The 15,792-nt window shown below is 57.7% G+C and carries 9 protein-coding genes; 3 read left to right on the top strand and 6 right to left on the bottom strand.

Going from position 1 to position 15,792, the window contains the following annotated elements:
* Window positions 1–431: 431 nt before the first annotated feature.
* Genes BLR44_RS05415 through BLR44_RS05425 form a run of 3 tightly spaced genes read right to left on the bottom strand, consistent with a single transcriptional unit; the run spans window position 432 to window position 6,138 of the window.
* Window positions 432–3,596 carry an efflux RND transporter permease subunit gene (locus tag BLR44_RS05415; protein WP_089680038.1) on the bottom strand — a complete coding sequence of 1,055 codons (3,165 nt, stop codon included), beginning with the start codon at window positions 3,594–3,596 and terminating at the stop codon, window positions 432–434.
* Window positions 3,597–3,626: 30 nt separating this feature from the next.
* Window positions 3,627–4,775 (bottom strand): efflux RND transporter periplasmic adaptor subunit, encoded by a 1,149-nt coding sequence (locus BLR44_RS05420; protein ID WP_089680763.1) that lies wholly within the window; start codon window positions 4,773–4,775, stop codon window positions 3,627–3,629.
* Window positions 4,776–4,785: 10 nt separating this feature from the next.
* Window positions 4,786–6,138 (bottom strand): TolC family protein, encoded by a 1,353-nt coding sequence (locus BLR44_RS05425; protein WP_089680039.1) that lies wholly within the window; start codon window positions 6,136–6,138, stop codon window positions 4,786–4,788.
* 1,104 nt (window positions 6,139–7,242) lie between these two features.
* On the opposite strand from BLR44_RS05425, the gene BLR44_RS05430 reads away from it, so the two are divergent.
* Window positions 7,243–11,484: a two-component regulator propeller domain-containing protein gene (locus BLR44_RS05430; protein WP_089680041.1), complete on the top strand. Its 4,242-nt coding sequence runs from the start codon at window positions 7,243–7,245 to the stop codon at window positions 11,482–11,484.
* Between the two features lie 68 nt (window positions 11,485–11,552).
* Here BLR44_RS05430 and BLR44_RS05435 read toward each other — a convergent pair whose 3' ends face one another.
* From BLR44_RS05435 to BLR44_RS05445, 3 genes are read right to left on the bottom strand one after another with little or no spacing between them, the layout of a single operon-like run.
* Entirely contained in the window at window positions 11,553–11,873 is a 321-nt protein-coding gene (locus BLR44_RS05435) for a hypothetical protein (protein WP_143017133.1), read from the bottom strand.
* Window positions 11,874–11,923: 50 nt separating this feature from the next.
* Window positions 11,924–12,625 carry a pyridoxamine 5'-phosphate oxidase family protein gene (locus BLR44_RS05440; RefSeq protein WP_089680045.1) on the bottom strand — a complete coding sequence of 234 codons (702 nt, stop codon included), beginning with the start codon at window positions 12,623–12,625 and terminating at the stop codon, window positions 11,924–11,926.
* Window positions 12,626–13,576 (bottom strand): glycoside hydrolase family 43 protein, encoded by a 951-nt coding sequence (locus BLR44_RS05445; protein WP_089680046.1) that lies wholly within the window; start codon window positions 13,574–13,576, stop codon window positions 12,626–12,628.
* Between the two features lie 220 nt (window positions 13,577–13,796).
* On the opposite strand from BLR44_RS05445, the gene eno reads away from it, so the two are divergent.
* Both eno and BLR44_RS05455 read left to right on the top strand, forming a co-directional pair.
* Complete coding sequence (gene eno / locus BLR44_RS05450; protein WP_089680048.1) at window positions 13,797–15,068, top strand: phosphopyruvate hydratase; 1,272 nt, start codon at window positions 13,797–13,799, stop codon at window positions 15,066–15,068.
* Window positions 15,069–15,246: 178 nt separating this feature from the next.
* Complete coding sequence (locus BLR44_RS05455) at window positions 15,247–15,678, top strand: FKBP-type peptidyl-prolyl cis-trans isomerase (protein WP_089680050.1); 432 nt, start codon at window positions 15,247–15,249, stop codon at window positions 15,676–15,678.
* Window positions 15,679–15,792 lie beyond the last annotated feature (114 nt).

Here is a 15,792-nt window from a genome sequence, read left to right on the forward strand (position 1 = left end):
CGTTTGCGTTGAGGAGAGGGAGGGAGGGAGGGGCACACTACCCAGGGAATAGTGCGTGGGTTCGATTCAGATCATGAGCCATCTATGCTTGTGTCATAGGCGATCGTATGGGTGAAAAAATTTCATAAACATGACCATTGAGGTCACGTGTTATAGGTTCGTTAGAAACACCGGTTGAAAGAGCCTGGACGATGTTTGCTGAACGAGGGCAAGTAACAAAAGCCGGCGGGAAAGCAGTTAATACAGGTGTTGCAGATGTTGGCACTTTTGTACAAACCCCCTCAGGATAGAAAGAAACGCATAAAATCGCGTGCGAAATGCCCGATTTGCCTTCAAGTAGTAAGAACGTTTTCTAATGTATTACAAAAAAACCTCCTTGACAAAGACACTGTCAAGGAGGTGTAAAGGGGTGTTCAAACCGGGCTGCTACGCTAGCCCGCTGGAGTTTGGTGCTGCGCGCGGAGTTCGGCCAGCTTTTTCTTACCGTAGGCGGCTTTGGTGATCAGCAGGTACAACACCGGCACGATGAAAATTCCGAGCAGTGTCGCGGCCACCATACCCCCCAGCACAGTCCACCCGATGGTGCGGCGGGCAATAGCACCGGCACCTGACGAAAGTGCCAGCGGCAATACCCCCAGGATAAAGGCCAGCGAGGTCATGATGATGGGCCGGAGGCGAAGTTGAGCAGCTTGCAACGTGGCTTTGAGCAGGTCTTCGCCGCTGTCCACACGTTCTTTTGCAAACTCTACAATCAGGATGGCGTTTTTCGCGGCCAACCCAATCAGCGTAATCAATCCGATCTGCGCGTAGACGTTATTCGTCAATTGCGAGGAAAAACTCAGAATCAGAATAGCCCCGAAGGCCCCGACCGGAACGGCCAGCAATACGGCAAAAGGCACGGACCAGCTTTCGTACAGGGCGGCAAGAAACAGGAACACAAACAGGATGGACAGCGCGAAAATGTAGACTGTGCTCGAGCCTGAATTGATTTCTTCGCGGGTCAGGCCGGAAAATTCGTAGCCGTACCCTGCCGGAAGCACTTCGTCGGCGACTTCGCGCAGTGCCTGAATGGCATCGCCACTGCTGTAGCCCGGTGCCGGGTTGCCGTTCACTTCGGTGGAGCGGAACAGGTTATAGTGGGAAATCAACGTCGCGCTTTCCGTCAGGTCGTAGTCGATCAACGTACTGAGGGGCAACATGTTCCCCTCCCGGTTGCGGACGTAATATTTTCCCATGGCGTCGATCTCGTTGCGGAACGACGTATCGGCCTGCGCTACCACGCGGAAGTTGCGTCCGTAGAGCGTAAAGTCGTTGATGTAGCGACTGCCCAGGTACGTCTGCATCGTGTTGAAGACATCCGACAGGTTGACGCCCAGCTTCTTACACTTTTCGCGGTTCACGGTGATCTGATACCCGGGGGTGCGGGCGGTGAAGTACGAGAAGGCCCGTTCAATTTCCGGACGCTCGTTGACCGCTGCCACAAACTGCTGCACGGTTTGCTCAAACTGCTTGATGTCGTCGGTGCTTTCGCGTTGCTCTAACACAAAGCTGAAACCACCCGTGCGGCCCAGCCCCGGAATCGGCGGCGGCGGAATTACCAGTACGGTCGCTTCTTTTATCGGGGCAAAGCGCCGTTGCAGGTCGGCCAGAATCGCCGTGTTGGAGAGCGACGGATCTTTCCGTTCGTCCCACGGTTTGAGTTGGCAGAAAATGGTACCGTTGTTCGATTTGTTCGAGAACGTGACGACGTTCAGGCCGGCCAACGCTGCGTAGTGTCCCACGCCGGGCGTTTCTTTCAAAATGTCCATCATCTCGTGCAACACGTCCACCGTGCGGGCGGTCGAGGCCGCTTCAGGAAGTTCGAAGGTGATGTACAAACGGCCTTCGTCTTCGACCGGAATAAAGCCGGTGGCTTTGCTGCGGAACAGAAACACGGTGCCGACCAGCAGACAAATCAGGAAGACCACCACGTAACGCGAGTAGTTAATGCTTTTCCGCACCCCGCTGGTATACCGAGTCGTGGTACGCTCAAACCACTGGTTGAACTTGTAAAACAGCTTGTTGATGCCGCGTGAGTTCTTATCGAGGTTTTGCGGACGCAAAAACAGCGAGCACAACGCAGGGGTCAGGCTCAGCGCCACGAAGGCCGAAATCAGTACCGAAATGGCGATGGTGATGGCGAACTGCTGGTAGAGTCGACCCACGATGCCCGGAATGAAGCCGACCGGTACAAATACCGCGGCCAGAATGAGGGCGATGGCAATGACGGGTCCCGAAATTTCCTCCATTGCCTGAACGGTCGCTTCTTTCGGCGTCATCTTGTCGTGGTCGATCTTGTGTTGCACCGCTTCCACCACCACGATGGCGTCGTCGACCACAATCCCGATCGCGAGCACGAAGCCAAACAGCGTCAGGGTGTTGATGGTAAAGCCCAACGGGATGAAAAACACAAACGTGGCGATGATCGAGACCGGAATGGCCAAAATCGGGATGATCGTAGCCCGCCAGTTTTGCAGAAACAGGAACACCACAATCACCACCAGAATCAGCGCTTCCACCAGGGTGTGCACCACTTCGTCGATTGATACTTCGACGACCGAAGCCGCTTCGAATGGCACGATGTAGCTCACGTCGGCCGGAAACGACTGGCTGAGCCGCTCCATCGCTTCGTAAACACCTTCGGCGGTTTCGAGGGCATTGCTGCCGGGGGTCTGATACACTAGCAGGTACGACGCCCGGTTGCCGTCTACGAACGAGTTTCCGGAATAGTTGAACTTGCCGAGTTCAACCCGGCCCACGTCCTTCAGGTAAACGATGGAGCCGTCTTCGGGCTTGGTCCGAATTACGATGTCTTCAAACTCCTCGGGTTTGGTAAGGCGGCCGCTGACCAGCACTTTGTACTCGAAGGCGTTGGCCGAATACTGCGGCGGTGCGCCAACCGATCCAGCCGCTACCTGTACGTTTTGTTCCTGCACAGCGCTGATCACGTCAGAAGCCGTCAGGCCGTACGACGCCAACTTATCGGGCTGGAGCCAGAGGCGCATGCTGAAGTCATCGGCCCGCGAAAAAACGTCGCCCACCCCGTCGACGCGCAGCAGGGCATCGCGGATAAAAATGTTCGCGTAATTGTCCAGGAACTTTACGTCGTGCGTCTGGTTAGGCGAATAAATGGCCACCAGCATCAGGATGCTCGGGCTCCGTTTGCGCACCGTCAGGCCCAGGCGCCGCACTTCGTCGGGCAATTGTGGCGTGGCTACGCTCACCCGGTTCTGCACGTCCAGCGCCGCAATGTCGACGTTCGTGCCTACGTCGAAGGTGACGCTCATCGTCATGGTGCCGTCGCTGGTACTGTTGGTTTGCAGGTAGAGCATGTCGGGTACGCCGTTCACCTGCGTCTCGATGGGGGTCGCTACTGTCTGTTCCACCGTGAGGGCATCGGCTCCGGTAAAATTCCCCGTTACCTGCACGACCGGCGGCGTAATGTCCGGGTACTGGCTGACGGGCAGGGTGATGATGGCCAGCACACCAAGTAGGGTGATGACCACAGAAGCGACAATGGCGGTAATGGGTCGCTCAATAAAAGTTTTGGCAATCATACCAAAGGGAGTAAAAAAAGGTAAAAAACGTTAGTTGGCGGCAGCCCCCGCAGCGGCCGGGGTGCCCCCGGCGTTTTGCGAGGCCGTAGCGGGCGATTCGAGCTGCACCGGAGTGCCGTTGCGCAATTTCTGCACACCGTCGACCACGATCTGCTGTCCCACTTCCAGTCCTTTATTAATGACCATCTGGCCGTTGAGGTCGGGCCCCAGTTCCACCCGCACCTGCTTGGCGCGGCTGCTGTCGACCGTAAACACAAAGTACTCGCTCATCTGCTCGGTGATGGCCTTCGACGGAATCACGATGCGCTCGCCGCCGCCGTCATTGCGGACGCGCAGGAGGCAACTCATCCCCGGACGCAGCCGGTTCTCGTCGTTCGGGAAGACCAGCCGCACGGTCGTGGTCCCGGTTTGCGGGTCGATGGCGCGGTCAATCAGGCTGATTTTGCCCGGGTAAGGGTAAACCTTCTGGTTGGGCAGCGTGATGGTAAACAGCGAATCGGGCGTGGCGTCGGCCTGTTCGTAGTCCAGAAAGCGACTCAACTGCTTCTCATCGATCTCGACATCTACTGCAATCGGGTTCTGCGTCGAAATGGTATTCAGCAACGTCTGCCCGGCGGTGACGAGCGCGCCGAGACGCACTTGTGAAATGCCAACAGTACCATCGAACGGAGCCGTAATGGTCGAGTACCGAAGGTCGGTCGAGGCTCGCGCCACGGCGGCTTCGGCCGCGGCAACCTGCGAGCGAGCGTTTTGTAAATCGGTCTGGGCGTAGTCGACCCGCTGCTGGGCAATGGCGTCCTGTTCGCTCAGCTTCGTGTAGCGATCGGCGTCTTTCTGGGCCTTGGCTTCGTTGGCCTTGGCGACCTCCAGGTTGGCTTTGGCCTGCTGGTAAGCGGCGGCATACTTGGTCCGGTCGATTTCGTAGAGCTTCTGGCCCTTGCGAACCTGCTGGCCTTCTTTAAACGCGATTTCGGTGATGTACCCGCCCACTTCGGCCCGCAGTTCCACTTCGTTTAGCGCAACGACCGTTGCCGGATATGTGTCGTAATAGACGGCGTGCTGCTTCTGCACGCGGGTAACATTCACCGGAACGGCCGGTGGCCCCGCCGGGGGTTGATCGGATTTTCCGCATGCCACCAAGCCGGCCGCGAGAAAACAATAAAGACTGTATTTATACATGGTGAAAGCGTTATTCTTGATCGGGCGAAAGCGTGCCCAGCGCGCGTTGTACATCGAGTTTAGCCGAAAGCACCTGATAGAGCGCATTGAGGCGGTTGAGTTCGGCGGTCCGCAGGTCGGTTTCCGAGACAATTACTTCCAGATACGTCTTGATCCCCTCGTCGTATTGCAACTTTACGGTGGTGTAGACTTCCCGCGCAATAGTCAGGTTTTCTTCGTTGGCCTGCAGGTCAGCCAGGTTACTCTTATACGTAGCCAGCGCCTGCGTGTACTCGGTATTGATCTGGTTCTGAATGTTTTCTACCTGTAGTTCCGACTGCTGATAGACCAAGTTGGCCCGCTGGATGTTTTGCAGGCGTCGGCCTCCCTGCAGAATCGGGAGCGCCAGCCGAAGGCCCGTCACGGAGTTCGGAAACTGCCGGCTGTAAATCTCGCTGATCTGGTCGTTCTGGTAGAGCATGTTGTAGTCCAGAAACGCCGACAACGACGGCAGAAACGCCTGCCGGTTGTAGGCCACATTGGCGCGTTGCAACCGCAGGTTGGTCTGGGCCAGTTGGTACTCCACCCGGTTTTCGAACTGCAGTTGTTGCAATGTGTCGAGCGGCACCGCCTGTTGCAGCGCGGCCGTATCGCTCACCACCTGCAAGGGCGCTTCGTGAGGGTAGCCCATCAATTGCTTCAGCAACGCATAATTTCCTTCCAGACTTTCGGAGATGCCCTTGAGCTGAGCGCGGGCATTGTTTAGCGAAATGGTCGCCCGCTTGTAGTCGATCTTGTCCGTGATGCCCGCTTGGTACTGGCTGTACGCATCTTTCAGGTTGCGTTCCAGGCGCGCAATGGTTTCCTGCAGCACCTGCGTTTGTTGCTGGGTCAGCAGCACGTTGTAAAACGCCTTGCTCACGTCGACAGTCAGGTCGATTTTAGCCGTCTGCGTTTGCTGGTACGACTGCGCACGAAAGTCGCGGGCCGTTCGGCTGGCAAACAGCACATCGGCGCTGAACAGCGTCTGCGAGGCCGAAAATTGTAGGGCCGACGTATTTTTCAGACCAATGGTCACAATCCGCCGGGGGCCATCCGGATTCGATGGGTCCGGAAACGCCGAAACCGGTAGTTTCAGGTAATGCTGGATGTAGTAGTTAAAGCCTACCTGCGGCAACCAGTCCGACAGCCGGATGCGGATGTCCGCATTGGTAATCTCCTGTTCCAGTGCCGTTTGCCGGAGGGCCGGCTGGTGCAGCAGTGCATAGCGAATGCACGCGTCCAACGTCGCCTCCGATCCCAGCGAATCGGCAGGAGGGTGGGCAGAAAGGGTAGGGGCCAGTAGACAGAAAACCAGACACCAGCGGGTAAAAAAGAGATTCATGTACTAAGATTCCATCCAAATAAAGTTCAAGTAACTGCCCCCTGCGACAGGGGCATGCAACCGCCGCGAAGACGGGACGGCGGAACCGTAGTCCGCGCAAAGCCATCAAGAGGACCGTAGTGGTGGGTAGGTACGGAAAAGTCGGCCTTTCAGCAGCCCGAGAAATGTAGCCCGTGTGCGATAAAAAATGGCAGGGGGCACACGACTCCGGCTGTTGCGCTGAGCCACCGATATACTCAGGGCGGGCAAGTTACACCAAATTGATGTAACTACACTAGCTACACATGTAGATAGTGAAAACTTCATCCGAAGGTACGAAGATTCTCCGGGACGGCAGCTGCGAAGTTGGGGGCGTAATGGATTGATAATGTGAAGGAAACCCCGCCCCGACGCAGGCAAGTCGTGGGGAAGGGGCAACGCCGGCGGCGAGGCTCGCCCAAGCGCATCGGTGGATGTCGTACGCCCTCGTACAACTTACCAGTGCTGACCGGTTTCAGGCATAGAGATGCCGGGCGGACTGAGATGCGCTTAGGATACCATTACCCAGGCACCGGTTTGCTTCGATGTTCACGCCAACGCTTCACAGGACGTTTACCAGCCGGCGTGTAAAAGCTGCTGGGCGTAACGAAGCCCGGGCTTTGTACCACTTCTTTGTGTAAGTAACTGGTTACCAACCGCAATGCTGGGTTATTAACGGAGGAGAAGTAGGGTGAGAGTAGGCGGGTCTGTAAGGCAGTGCGTTGGTTTTCAGGTAGATGCGCAAGGCTGTAGCGCAGAAAAAAACCGGCCCGATTTCCTGCAAAAAAGTAAGAATCTTGTTGTGAAAGCGGTGCTGGTCTACTTTATTTGTTCGGCAAGTTTTTAACGGTAGTGTACGAGGGGCTGATGTCGTGGTCGCCAACTTCGACTCAGAACATGTGCAAGCTGGTTCCACATACTCCTCTTCCTCTTCACCATTACGCTGGTTCATCCCAAAATAGAGTGTAGACGCTTTACCGGGGCGCAAGCCCGTGGGTAAGGCACATGGCATACAAGCGAAAGGAAGACAAGAGTGGTGTCTTCGGGCGTTGTGCTGACGTCAGTTGTAGCTTGATGTAGAAACGTATGAAGCTACTTTCACGGATTTTCGGAATCTTGTTGGGCCTGGCTTTAAGCGGGCGGCTCGTGGCGCAACCCGTCACGATCACCCCCATTACGCCCCACAACGAGGTAAACTGGGGAACGGCCTTGCAATTCACGCAAGATCCGCAGGGCTACCTTTGGTTCGTATCCGACCGTGCGTTGTTTCGCTACGATGGCTACCAGGTAACCACGTCGGTCTACAACGTGCTGGCGCCACCGCAGACCCGGCTCGAAACGGTCTACACCGACGCAAACGGTATCCTCTGGATCGGGACGTGGCAGGGGTTGGACCGGTTCGATCCCGCTACGGCGACGTTGACGCGATTCGCCCACGTGGCCGGCGATTCGACCAGCCTCGGACACAACCGCGTTACGACCCTCCTAGAAGATCACGAAGGCAACTTCTGGGTCGGCACCCACGGCGGCCTGGACCTGCTGGACCGCGCCACCGGCACGTTTCAACACTTCCGGCACCAGCCCGACGACTCGACGAGTCTGAGCAACGATCAGGTGCGGGTGCTGTACGAAGACCGAAGCGGCACGCTCTGGGTCGGTACCGGCAGCTATTGGTCGGGCGATACGCCTCTGGGGGCCGGGGGCCTGAACCGCTTCGAGCGGGCGACGAACCGGTTCACGCGTTTTTTACACGATCCGTCCGACTCGACCAGCCTGATCGACAACCGCATCGGTGCGTTGCTGGAAGATAGCCGTGGAACCTTTTGGGTCGGTACCTTCGGCGACGGGTTGCACACGATGGACCGCGAGCGAGGCACGTTCACTCGGTTGCGGTACGATCCGGCGCAGCCGCATCACCTGAGCCGCCCGTACGAGCAATTCGGCACCACCGCCTTGTCCGTCCTGAAAGTCGGCGAGAGCGGCATTACGTTTTTGCAGGAAGACGGCAGCGGTGCGCTCTGGATCGGGGCCTTGCTGGGCGGCGTAAATCGTTACGATCCCGCCACGCAGCGAACGACCCACTACGAACACAACTACAACGCCATCCGGGGGCAGGGCTTGCAGGACCGTTATCTCTGGACCGGCTACGTTACCCGCGACGGTACGCTTTTTATGGGCGCTTCGGGCAACGCATTTTACCGCGTCAATCCCTTTCAGGTATCGTTTCCATTCCATTCCACGCCTTTTCCGGTCAATGCGATCGTGGCGCCTCCCGACAGTACCTTATGGATTCATACTTTGTATGCCGGCTTGGTACGGCGCGACCAGAAAACGGGACAAGAGCAACGCTTTCGCCACCAGGCGGACCAGAAGCAAAGTCTGAGCAATGACTCGCTCAGCGTGCTGTACCTGGACCGGTCCGGAACCTTGTGGATCGGAACACTCGGGAGTGGACTCGACCGTTTTGAGAAACGCACCCAGGCGTTTGTACACCATCCGTACCTGCCCGATGACACGACGACGTTGGGCGGCGATTCGGTATATGCCCTTTTTGAAGACCGCCAGGGGCGGCTCTGGGTCGGCACACAGCGCGGGCCCAATCGGCTGGATGCCGAGACGGGACAGTTTGCGCGCTATACGACAAAAACGCGGGCGCGTAGCCACGCCTTTGCCGAGGACCGCGCCGGGCAGCTTTGGGTCTGTACCCTTGGCGACGGACTGGGTTACTGGGAAGAAACCGCACAAAACTTTGTGTATTACCGGCATTACCCCCAGGACTCTACCAGCCTCAGCAGCGACTCGGTCTATACCGCCTACGAAGATCGGCAGGGACGCTTGTGGGTCGGAACACGGAACGGCCTCAACCGGCTGGACCGGGCGAGCGGGAAGTTTACTCACTACCCCACACCCGACTACATCTCTGCCATTAAAGAAGACGCCTCGGGCATTTTGTGGCTGGCCAGCCGCCGAGCCAAGCAGATCATGGGCAGTTTGTACCGCTTCGACCCTGCGTCGGAAACACTGACGGCATTGACCAACCAGGGAACCGGCCAGCCTTTTCGGGATGTCTACGCCGTGGAGCAGGATGACGAGGGGCACATCTGGTTCTGTACCGCCGCCGGCTTTGCCAAGGTAGATACCCGGCAAAACGTAGTGACGACTTACCCAACCCAGCGCACCACGGGTTACTACAACTTTTACAAATCACCCGACCACCAGCTAATTGCCGGTACCGGAACGGGCTACTATACGTTTGTGCCGGAGGAGATTCCACGCAACACGACGCCGCCGCAACTGGCACTGGGGTTTCAACTACCGATTTCGGACGACAGTGTGGCTACCGCGCAGGCGTTCCGCCAGGCTCTGACGGCGCAGATTCCGATTTCGCTAAAACACGACCAGAACAGCTTTATGTTTCAGGTCACCAGCCTCCATTACAACAATCCGGAACAGAACGAACACCTGTACCAGTTGGAAGGCTACGACGCGGCGTGGCATCGGGTGGGCATCGACCGGACGGTATCGTACCACTTCCTGCCGCCGGGGCGTTACCGGTTCCGGGCAAAAGTGTCGAGCAGCGATGGCATCTGGACCGAACAGTCGGTGCCGCTGGTGATTCGTCCGCCGTGGTGGAAAACGTGGTGGGCGTACGGGCTGTATGGTCTGCTGGCCATTGCGCTGTACGGCGTGATGTTTCGCGTGATTACCAACCGCGAACGGATGAAAGCCGACCTCCGCGTGCAACAGGTCGAATACGACAAGCTCCGCGAGCTGGACACCGCCAAGTCGCGCTTTTTTACCAACATCTCGCACGAGTTCCGCACGCCGCTGACGCTAATCGGAGGAACGCTGGAACAGCTGATGCTTCAGGAGCCCGACGCCGAAGAACGGCAGGCCGATTACCGGATCATCAACCACCATACGAACCGGATTCTGCAACTGATCAACCAACTGCTGGATCTGGCGAAGCTGGAGGCAGGTAGCCTGACGACCGAGACGCGGCCGGTAGAAATCCAGGGCGTACTCAAAATGCTGGCCGGGTCGTTCGTGTCGCTTGCCGAAGGGCGGGGGATCGTCTACCGCTATAGCCTGCCGGAGTTTCAGCACTGGGTGATGCTCGATTCCGACAAGCTGGAGAAGATCGTCACCAACCTGTTGTCCAATGCCTTCAAATTCACGTCGGTCGGCGGGCAGGTGGTGCTGACGGCACAACTGGAACTGACCGGGCCCGCGCAGAGCTTGTTGCAGGTGAGCGTCGCCGATACGGGCGTGGGCATTCCGCCGGAACAACTGGCGCGCATCTTCGATCGGTTCTATCAGGTCGATGCTTCGTCGACCCGCTCGTACGAAGGCGCAGGCATCGGCCTGGCCCTGACGCGCGAACTGCTGGAACTCCTGTCGGGGCAGATTGCGGTCGAAAGTGCACCCGGCGAGGGCACCACGTTCCGAGTGACCCTTCCTCTGGCCAATGCGCCGGTTGCAGGCGAAGTGTTGCCCGATGGTGACAGAATCCCCACACGGCACACGGTACACGCCACGCCACCTGCGTTGCCGCCGCCCGTGGTGGCCGAGGGCGCGTCGGCACACATGCTGGTGGTGGAAGACAACCCTGACCTGCGGCAGTTTCTGACCCGGAATCTGTCCAAACGGTGGCAGGTGATAGAAGCGCCGGACGGAAACACAGGACTGCAGTATGCGCTGGAGCTGATCCCCGACCTGGTGGTGGCCGACGTGATGATGCCGGGAATGAACGGTTACGAACTGTGCCACGCCCTGAAACAGGACGAACGTACCAGCCACATTCCGGTGATTTTGCTGACGGCCCGCGCCGACCTGGAAAGCAAGCTGGAGGGACTGGACACGGGGGCCGACGATTACCTGACCAAGCCGTTTAAACTGGAAGAACTGGAGCTGCGCATCCGCAACTTATTGGAGCAGCGCCGCCTGTTGCGGGAGCGTTTCAGCAAGCGGGTGACCCTGGAACCTACGGAAGAGACGATCACCTCGATCGACGAGCAGTTTCTGCAGAAAGCGCTGGCGCTGGTGGAAGAAAACATGAGCAACACCGAGTTCGACGTGGAAACGTTCGGGCAGGAAATCGGCATGAGTCGCTCGAACCTGCACCGCAAACTCACCGCCCTGACGGGACAAAGCACCAGCGAATTTATCCGGACGTTGCGCCTCAAAAAGGCCGCCAGCCTCTTGCGCCAGCAGGGCGGCAACATCAGCGAAATTTCGATGCTGGTCGGCTTCAACAGCCAGTCGTACTTTACCAAACGCTTCCGCGAGCACTTCGGCAAAACACCCTCCGAATTTATGGAAGAGTAGCGCTATTGGGGCGGATTGCGGGATGGGGAAGAAATGCACTTCGTCAGTGCGAGCTGCACCTGCGCAGGTCACCACAGCAGCAGGTTGCGGAGGGCCAGGAGTAGCATGATCGTTTGCAGGACCAGGACAAGGACCAGGGAAAAACGCAGGTACTTTTTTCGGTAAGGTAGCTTTCGGTACGGCAGCAGACTGATCAGGGTGCCGAGCAGAAAACCGATGAGCGGCAGGCCAAACAAGGCCGTGCGTGCCGCTGCTTGTTTCACTTCCCCCGCGGTGACGATCTGCCCACTGAGGTGCCGCCCCTCGCCCACGTCCACGTACCGCACCAGAATGAAGTTCGTCAAGGCCAGGGCGATGATACCAATCAGCAACCATCTGGTGCCGCGCACAGAGAAAGCAGCAGGAGGTTCGGACCCGGAGCGGCGCATCGTCATGGGGATTATGCCTGATCACGAGAGGGATCTTCGGCTGAGGCGCCGGAAGAAGGGCCTTGCTTCGGATACAGCGCCGCTACACTGGCCGGTGTCGGCAGGGGCGTTTCCATCGCCGGATCGGGCTGGACCGGACCGAAGGTCGTGTGCATCGGCACCACGCCCGCCCAGATCGGCAGCGCATAATCTTCGGGTTCGTCGCCGGGGTCGCCTGTCCGAATCTTGGCCGATGCTTCTTCGATTTGCACCCGCACCACCGATGTTGCCTTCAGTTCCTTCGCATTGGGCAGCCGTACTTCTTCCCAACGGCCTTTCAGAATCTGTTCGGACACCACCGCCAACGCGTGCATCTTTTCGTCGTCGGGCACCAGCGTTGCCGTACCGAACACCACCACCGAGCGGTAGTTCATGCTGTGGTGAAACGCCGACCGCGCCAGCACCAGGCCATCCACGTGGGTGACCGTCACGCAGATCGGGAGCCCCCGTTGCAACTGCTGCAGCATTCGGCTGGTGGTCGCCCCGTGTAGATAGAGCGTGTCGTTTTCCCGGCCGTAAATCGTGGGAATAACAAACGGCTGCTGGTCAACGGCAAAGCCCACGTGGGCGATGCATCCGGCATCCAAAATACTGTAGACCGTGGCGGCATCGTACGCACCGCGTTTCGGAATGCGCTTGACTTTGCTGCGCGCAGAGGGGGTAAATTGTTCCATTTACTCGGCAGAAACAGGCAGGGCCTGCTGAAGGGTTTCAAATTCGCTGGCGGAGACTTTAAAGATGGTGCCGTGGCGCGTCCCGTTAGAAAAATGCACCCGGTCGGAAATATCGGTCCAGTGTTCCAGATCGTCCGACTGCACGGCCCCCATGCGGTGATCGCGGTATTTGTCAAAATAGACCGTCCATTTGCCGTCGAGCCGGATGGCCGTCGGGCCCTCGGCCCAGTAGTCGCCGGTGATGGGGGCGCTGGCCGGTCCCCAGCCTCGGGTAAGTTTTCGGCTGTAGGCCACTTTCAGGTTCTTCTGCGGTGGCGTGCGCGTTTCGTCTTTCAGGAACATGACGTACCGCTTGCCCGTCCGGTGAATGGTCGCGTCGATCACGTTGAAACCCGGATCGTACAGCAGTTTTGTGTCGCTGAACTTCTGGAAGTCTTTTGTGGTGACGTAATACATCCGGTGGTTGTATTTCTCGTCGCCCGCGGCCTGCGTTTCCGGAAAGCGTCCGGGAATGGTCGTGGCCCAGTAAATCAGGTATTCTTTGCGTGGCTGGTCGTAATAAAGCTCGGGCGCCCAGGTATTCAGGGCCGTGGGGTGCAGGGCCATCACGGGCAGAAACCGCTGCTCCGACCAGTGGATCAGGTCCGGCGAACTAGCGTAGCCGATGCCCCGGTCGTTCCAACTCACCGTCCAGACCATGTGGAAGTTGCCGTCGGCGCCGCGAATAATGCAGGGGTCGCGCATCAGCTTGTCGTCGCTGACGGTGGGGGTGAGGAAAGGTTGATCGTCGTTCAGCGCCGTGAACGTGTAACCATCGCGGCTGTAGGCCAGGTGCAGGCCGTCTTCGCCGTTGCCTTTAAAATACGAAAACAGGTAAACGCTGTCGGGCGTGGCCTGTCCGTACCCAAAACTACTGAGGCTAAAAAGTAAAACGGAAAGAAGGTATTTCATGCAAAGGGAGAAGTAAGCTGCCAAATAAGCGAAAACTTTTCGGCTATGCCACCCTCTCTCCAAAATCCGCCTTTTGTCGCCGGCCCTGCCGCCTATCCCCCTCGGTCGCATAAAAATCGGGGCCGGGTTTGTATATAAAAGTGGTAAACGTCTAATTTCGCCGCGCATCATCCGCGCGAAAAACGCGCTATTTTCCACGCACCTAACGAAACACATTCACATGAGCCTGATCGAACGCATCATCGCCCGCCAAATTTTCGATTCCCGTGGCAACCCTACGGTCGAAGTAGATGTCCGCACCACCAACGGTTTTCTGGGCCGCGCCGCCGTCCCGTCCGGCGCCTCGACCGGGAAACACGAAGCCGTCGAACTGCGCGACGACGACAAAAGCCAGTACATGGGCAAGAGCGTGCTGAAAGCCGTTGAAAACGTCAATACGATCATCGCCGACGAGCTGGAAGGCTACACGGTATTCGAACAGGGGCTGATCGACAAGGTCATGCTGGAACTGGACGGCACCGACAACAAAGCCAAACTGGGTGCCAACGCCATTCTGGGCGTTTCGCTGGCCGTGGCGAAAGCCGCCGCCGCCGAACTGCAACAGCCGCTCTACCGCTACATCGGTGGGGTGAGTGCGAGCACGCTGCCGGTTCCGATGATGAACATCCTGAACGGTGGCAGCCACGCCGACAACTCCATCGACTTCCAGGAGTTTATGGTGATGCCGACGGGCGCTACGTCGTTCACACACGCCATGAAAATGGGTTCGGAGATTTTCCACCACCTGAAAAGCGTTCTGAAAAAGGGCGGTTACTCGACCAACGTCGGGGACGAAGGGGGGTTTGCACCGAACCTGAAATCGAACGAAGACGCCATCAAGGTCGTGCTGGAAGCGATTGAAAAGGCAGGGTACCGTCCCGGCGAAGACGTGTTCATCGCGATGGATGCGGCCTCGTCCGAGTTCTTCGAAGATGGCAAGTACCACTTCAAAAAATCGACTGGCGACAAACTGACGCCTTCCGAAATGGCGAACTACTGGAAAGAGTGGGTGGACAAATACCCGATCATTTCCATCGAAGACGGCATGGAAGAAGACGACTGGGCGGGCTGGAGCGAGCTGACTAAGCTGGTCGGCAGCAAAATCCAACTGGTGGGCGACGACCTGTTCGTCACCAACGTGAAGCGCCTGCAACAGGGCATCGACCAGGGCATTGCCAACTCGATTCTGGTGAAAGTGAACCAGATCGGTTCGCTGACCGAAACCATCGCGGCCGTCAACCTGGCGAATCGCAATAAATACAAAGCGGTAATGTCGCACCGTTCGGGCGAAACCGAAGACGCGACCATCGCCGACCTGGCCGTGGCCCTGAACACCGGCCAGATCAAAACCGGCTCGGCGTCGCGTTCGGACCGCATGGCCAAGTACAACCAATTGCTCCGCATTGAAGAAGAACTGGGCGAACTGGCGTACTATCCCGGCAAAAAATTCTAAGCATCAGTGCTGCACGAAAAAGCCGCTTCCTACGAAGCGGCTTTTTTATTTTCTGGGGTGCCCCAACCCACAAGGTGCTGGCAGAGGCTTAACGTATTGATTATCTGAAAGGTAAACACAGCTCCGCAGAATTGGGTACCTTGCAGGAATTTATCACCTATATTGACAACTATAGATTATGGCACAAGCGAAATCAGGAGACACCGTAAAGGTTCACTATACAGGTCGGTTGCAGGATGGCACCACGTTCGATTCGTCCATTCCTCGGCAGGAGCCGCTGGAGTTTACGCTCGGCGGTGGGCAGATGATCAAAGGATTTGATGCCGCTGTACACGGCATGGAAACCGGCCAGTCGAAGACGGTCGAAATTCCCGCTGCGGAAGCCTATGGTACCGTGCGCGAAGACATGATCATGACGCTGGACCGCCAGCAGGTGCCGCCAGATATCAACCCCGAAGTGGGTCAGCAACTGGCGATGCAAGACCAGAACGGCCGCCAGATTCCCGTCGTTGTGACAGATATCAACGACAGCAGCATCACGCTCGACGCCAACCACCCGCTGGCCGGGAAAGACCTCATTTTCGAGATTCAATTGGTAGAGATCGTCTGATCCTGCCTTAACTTCTTACCAAGCGGCTCCTTTCTTCGGGAAGGGCCGCTTTTTTTATGGCCGCACCGCGAAATTCGCTCCGATGCAGAAACCGCGCGAGATTAGAATCGTATT

The sequence above is a fragment of the Catalinimonas alkaloidigena genome, assembly GCF_900100765.1.
Taxonomy (GTDB): Bacteria; Bacteroidota; Bacteroidia; order Cytophagales; family Flexibacteraceae; genus Mooreia; species Mooreia alkaloidigena.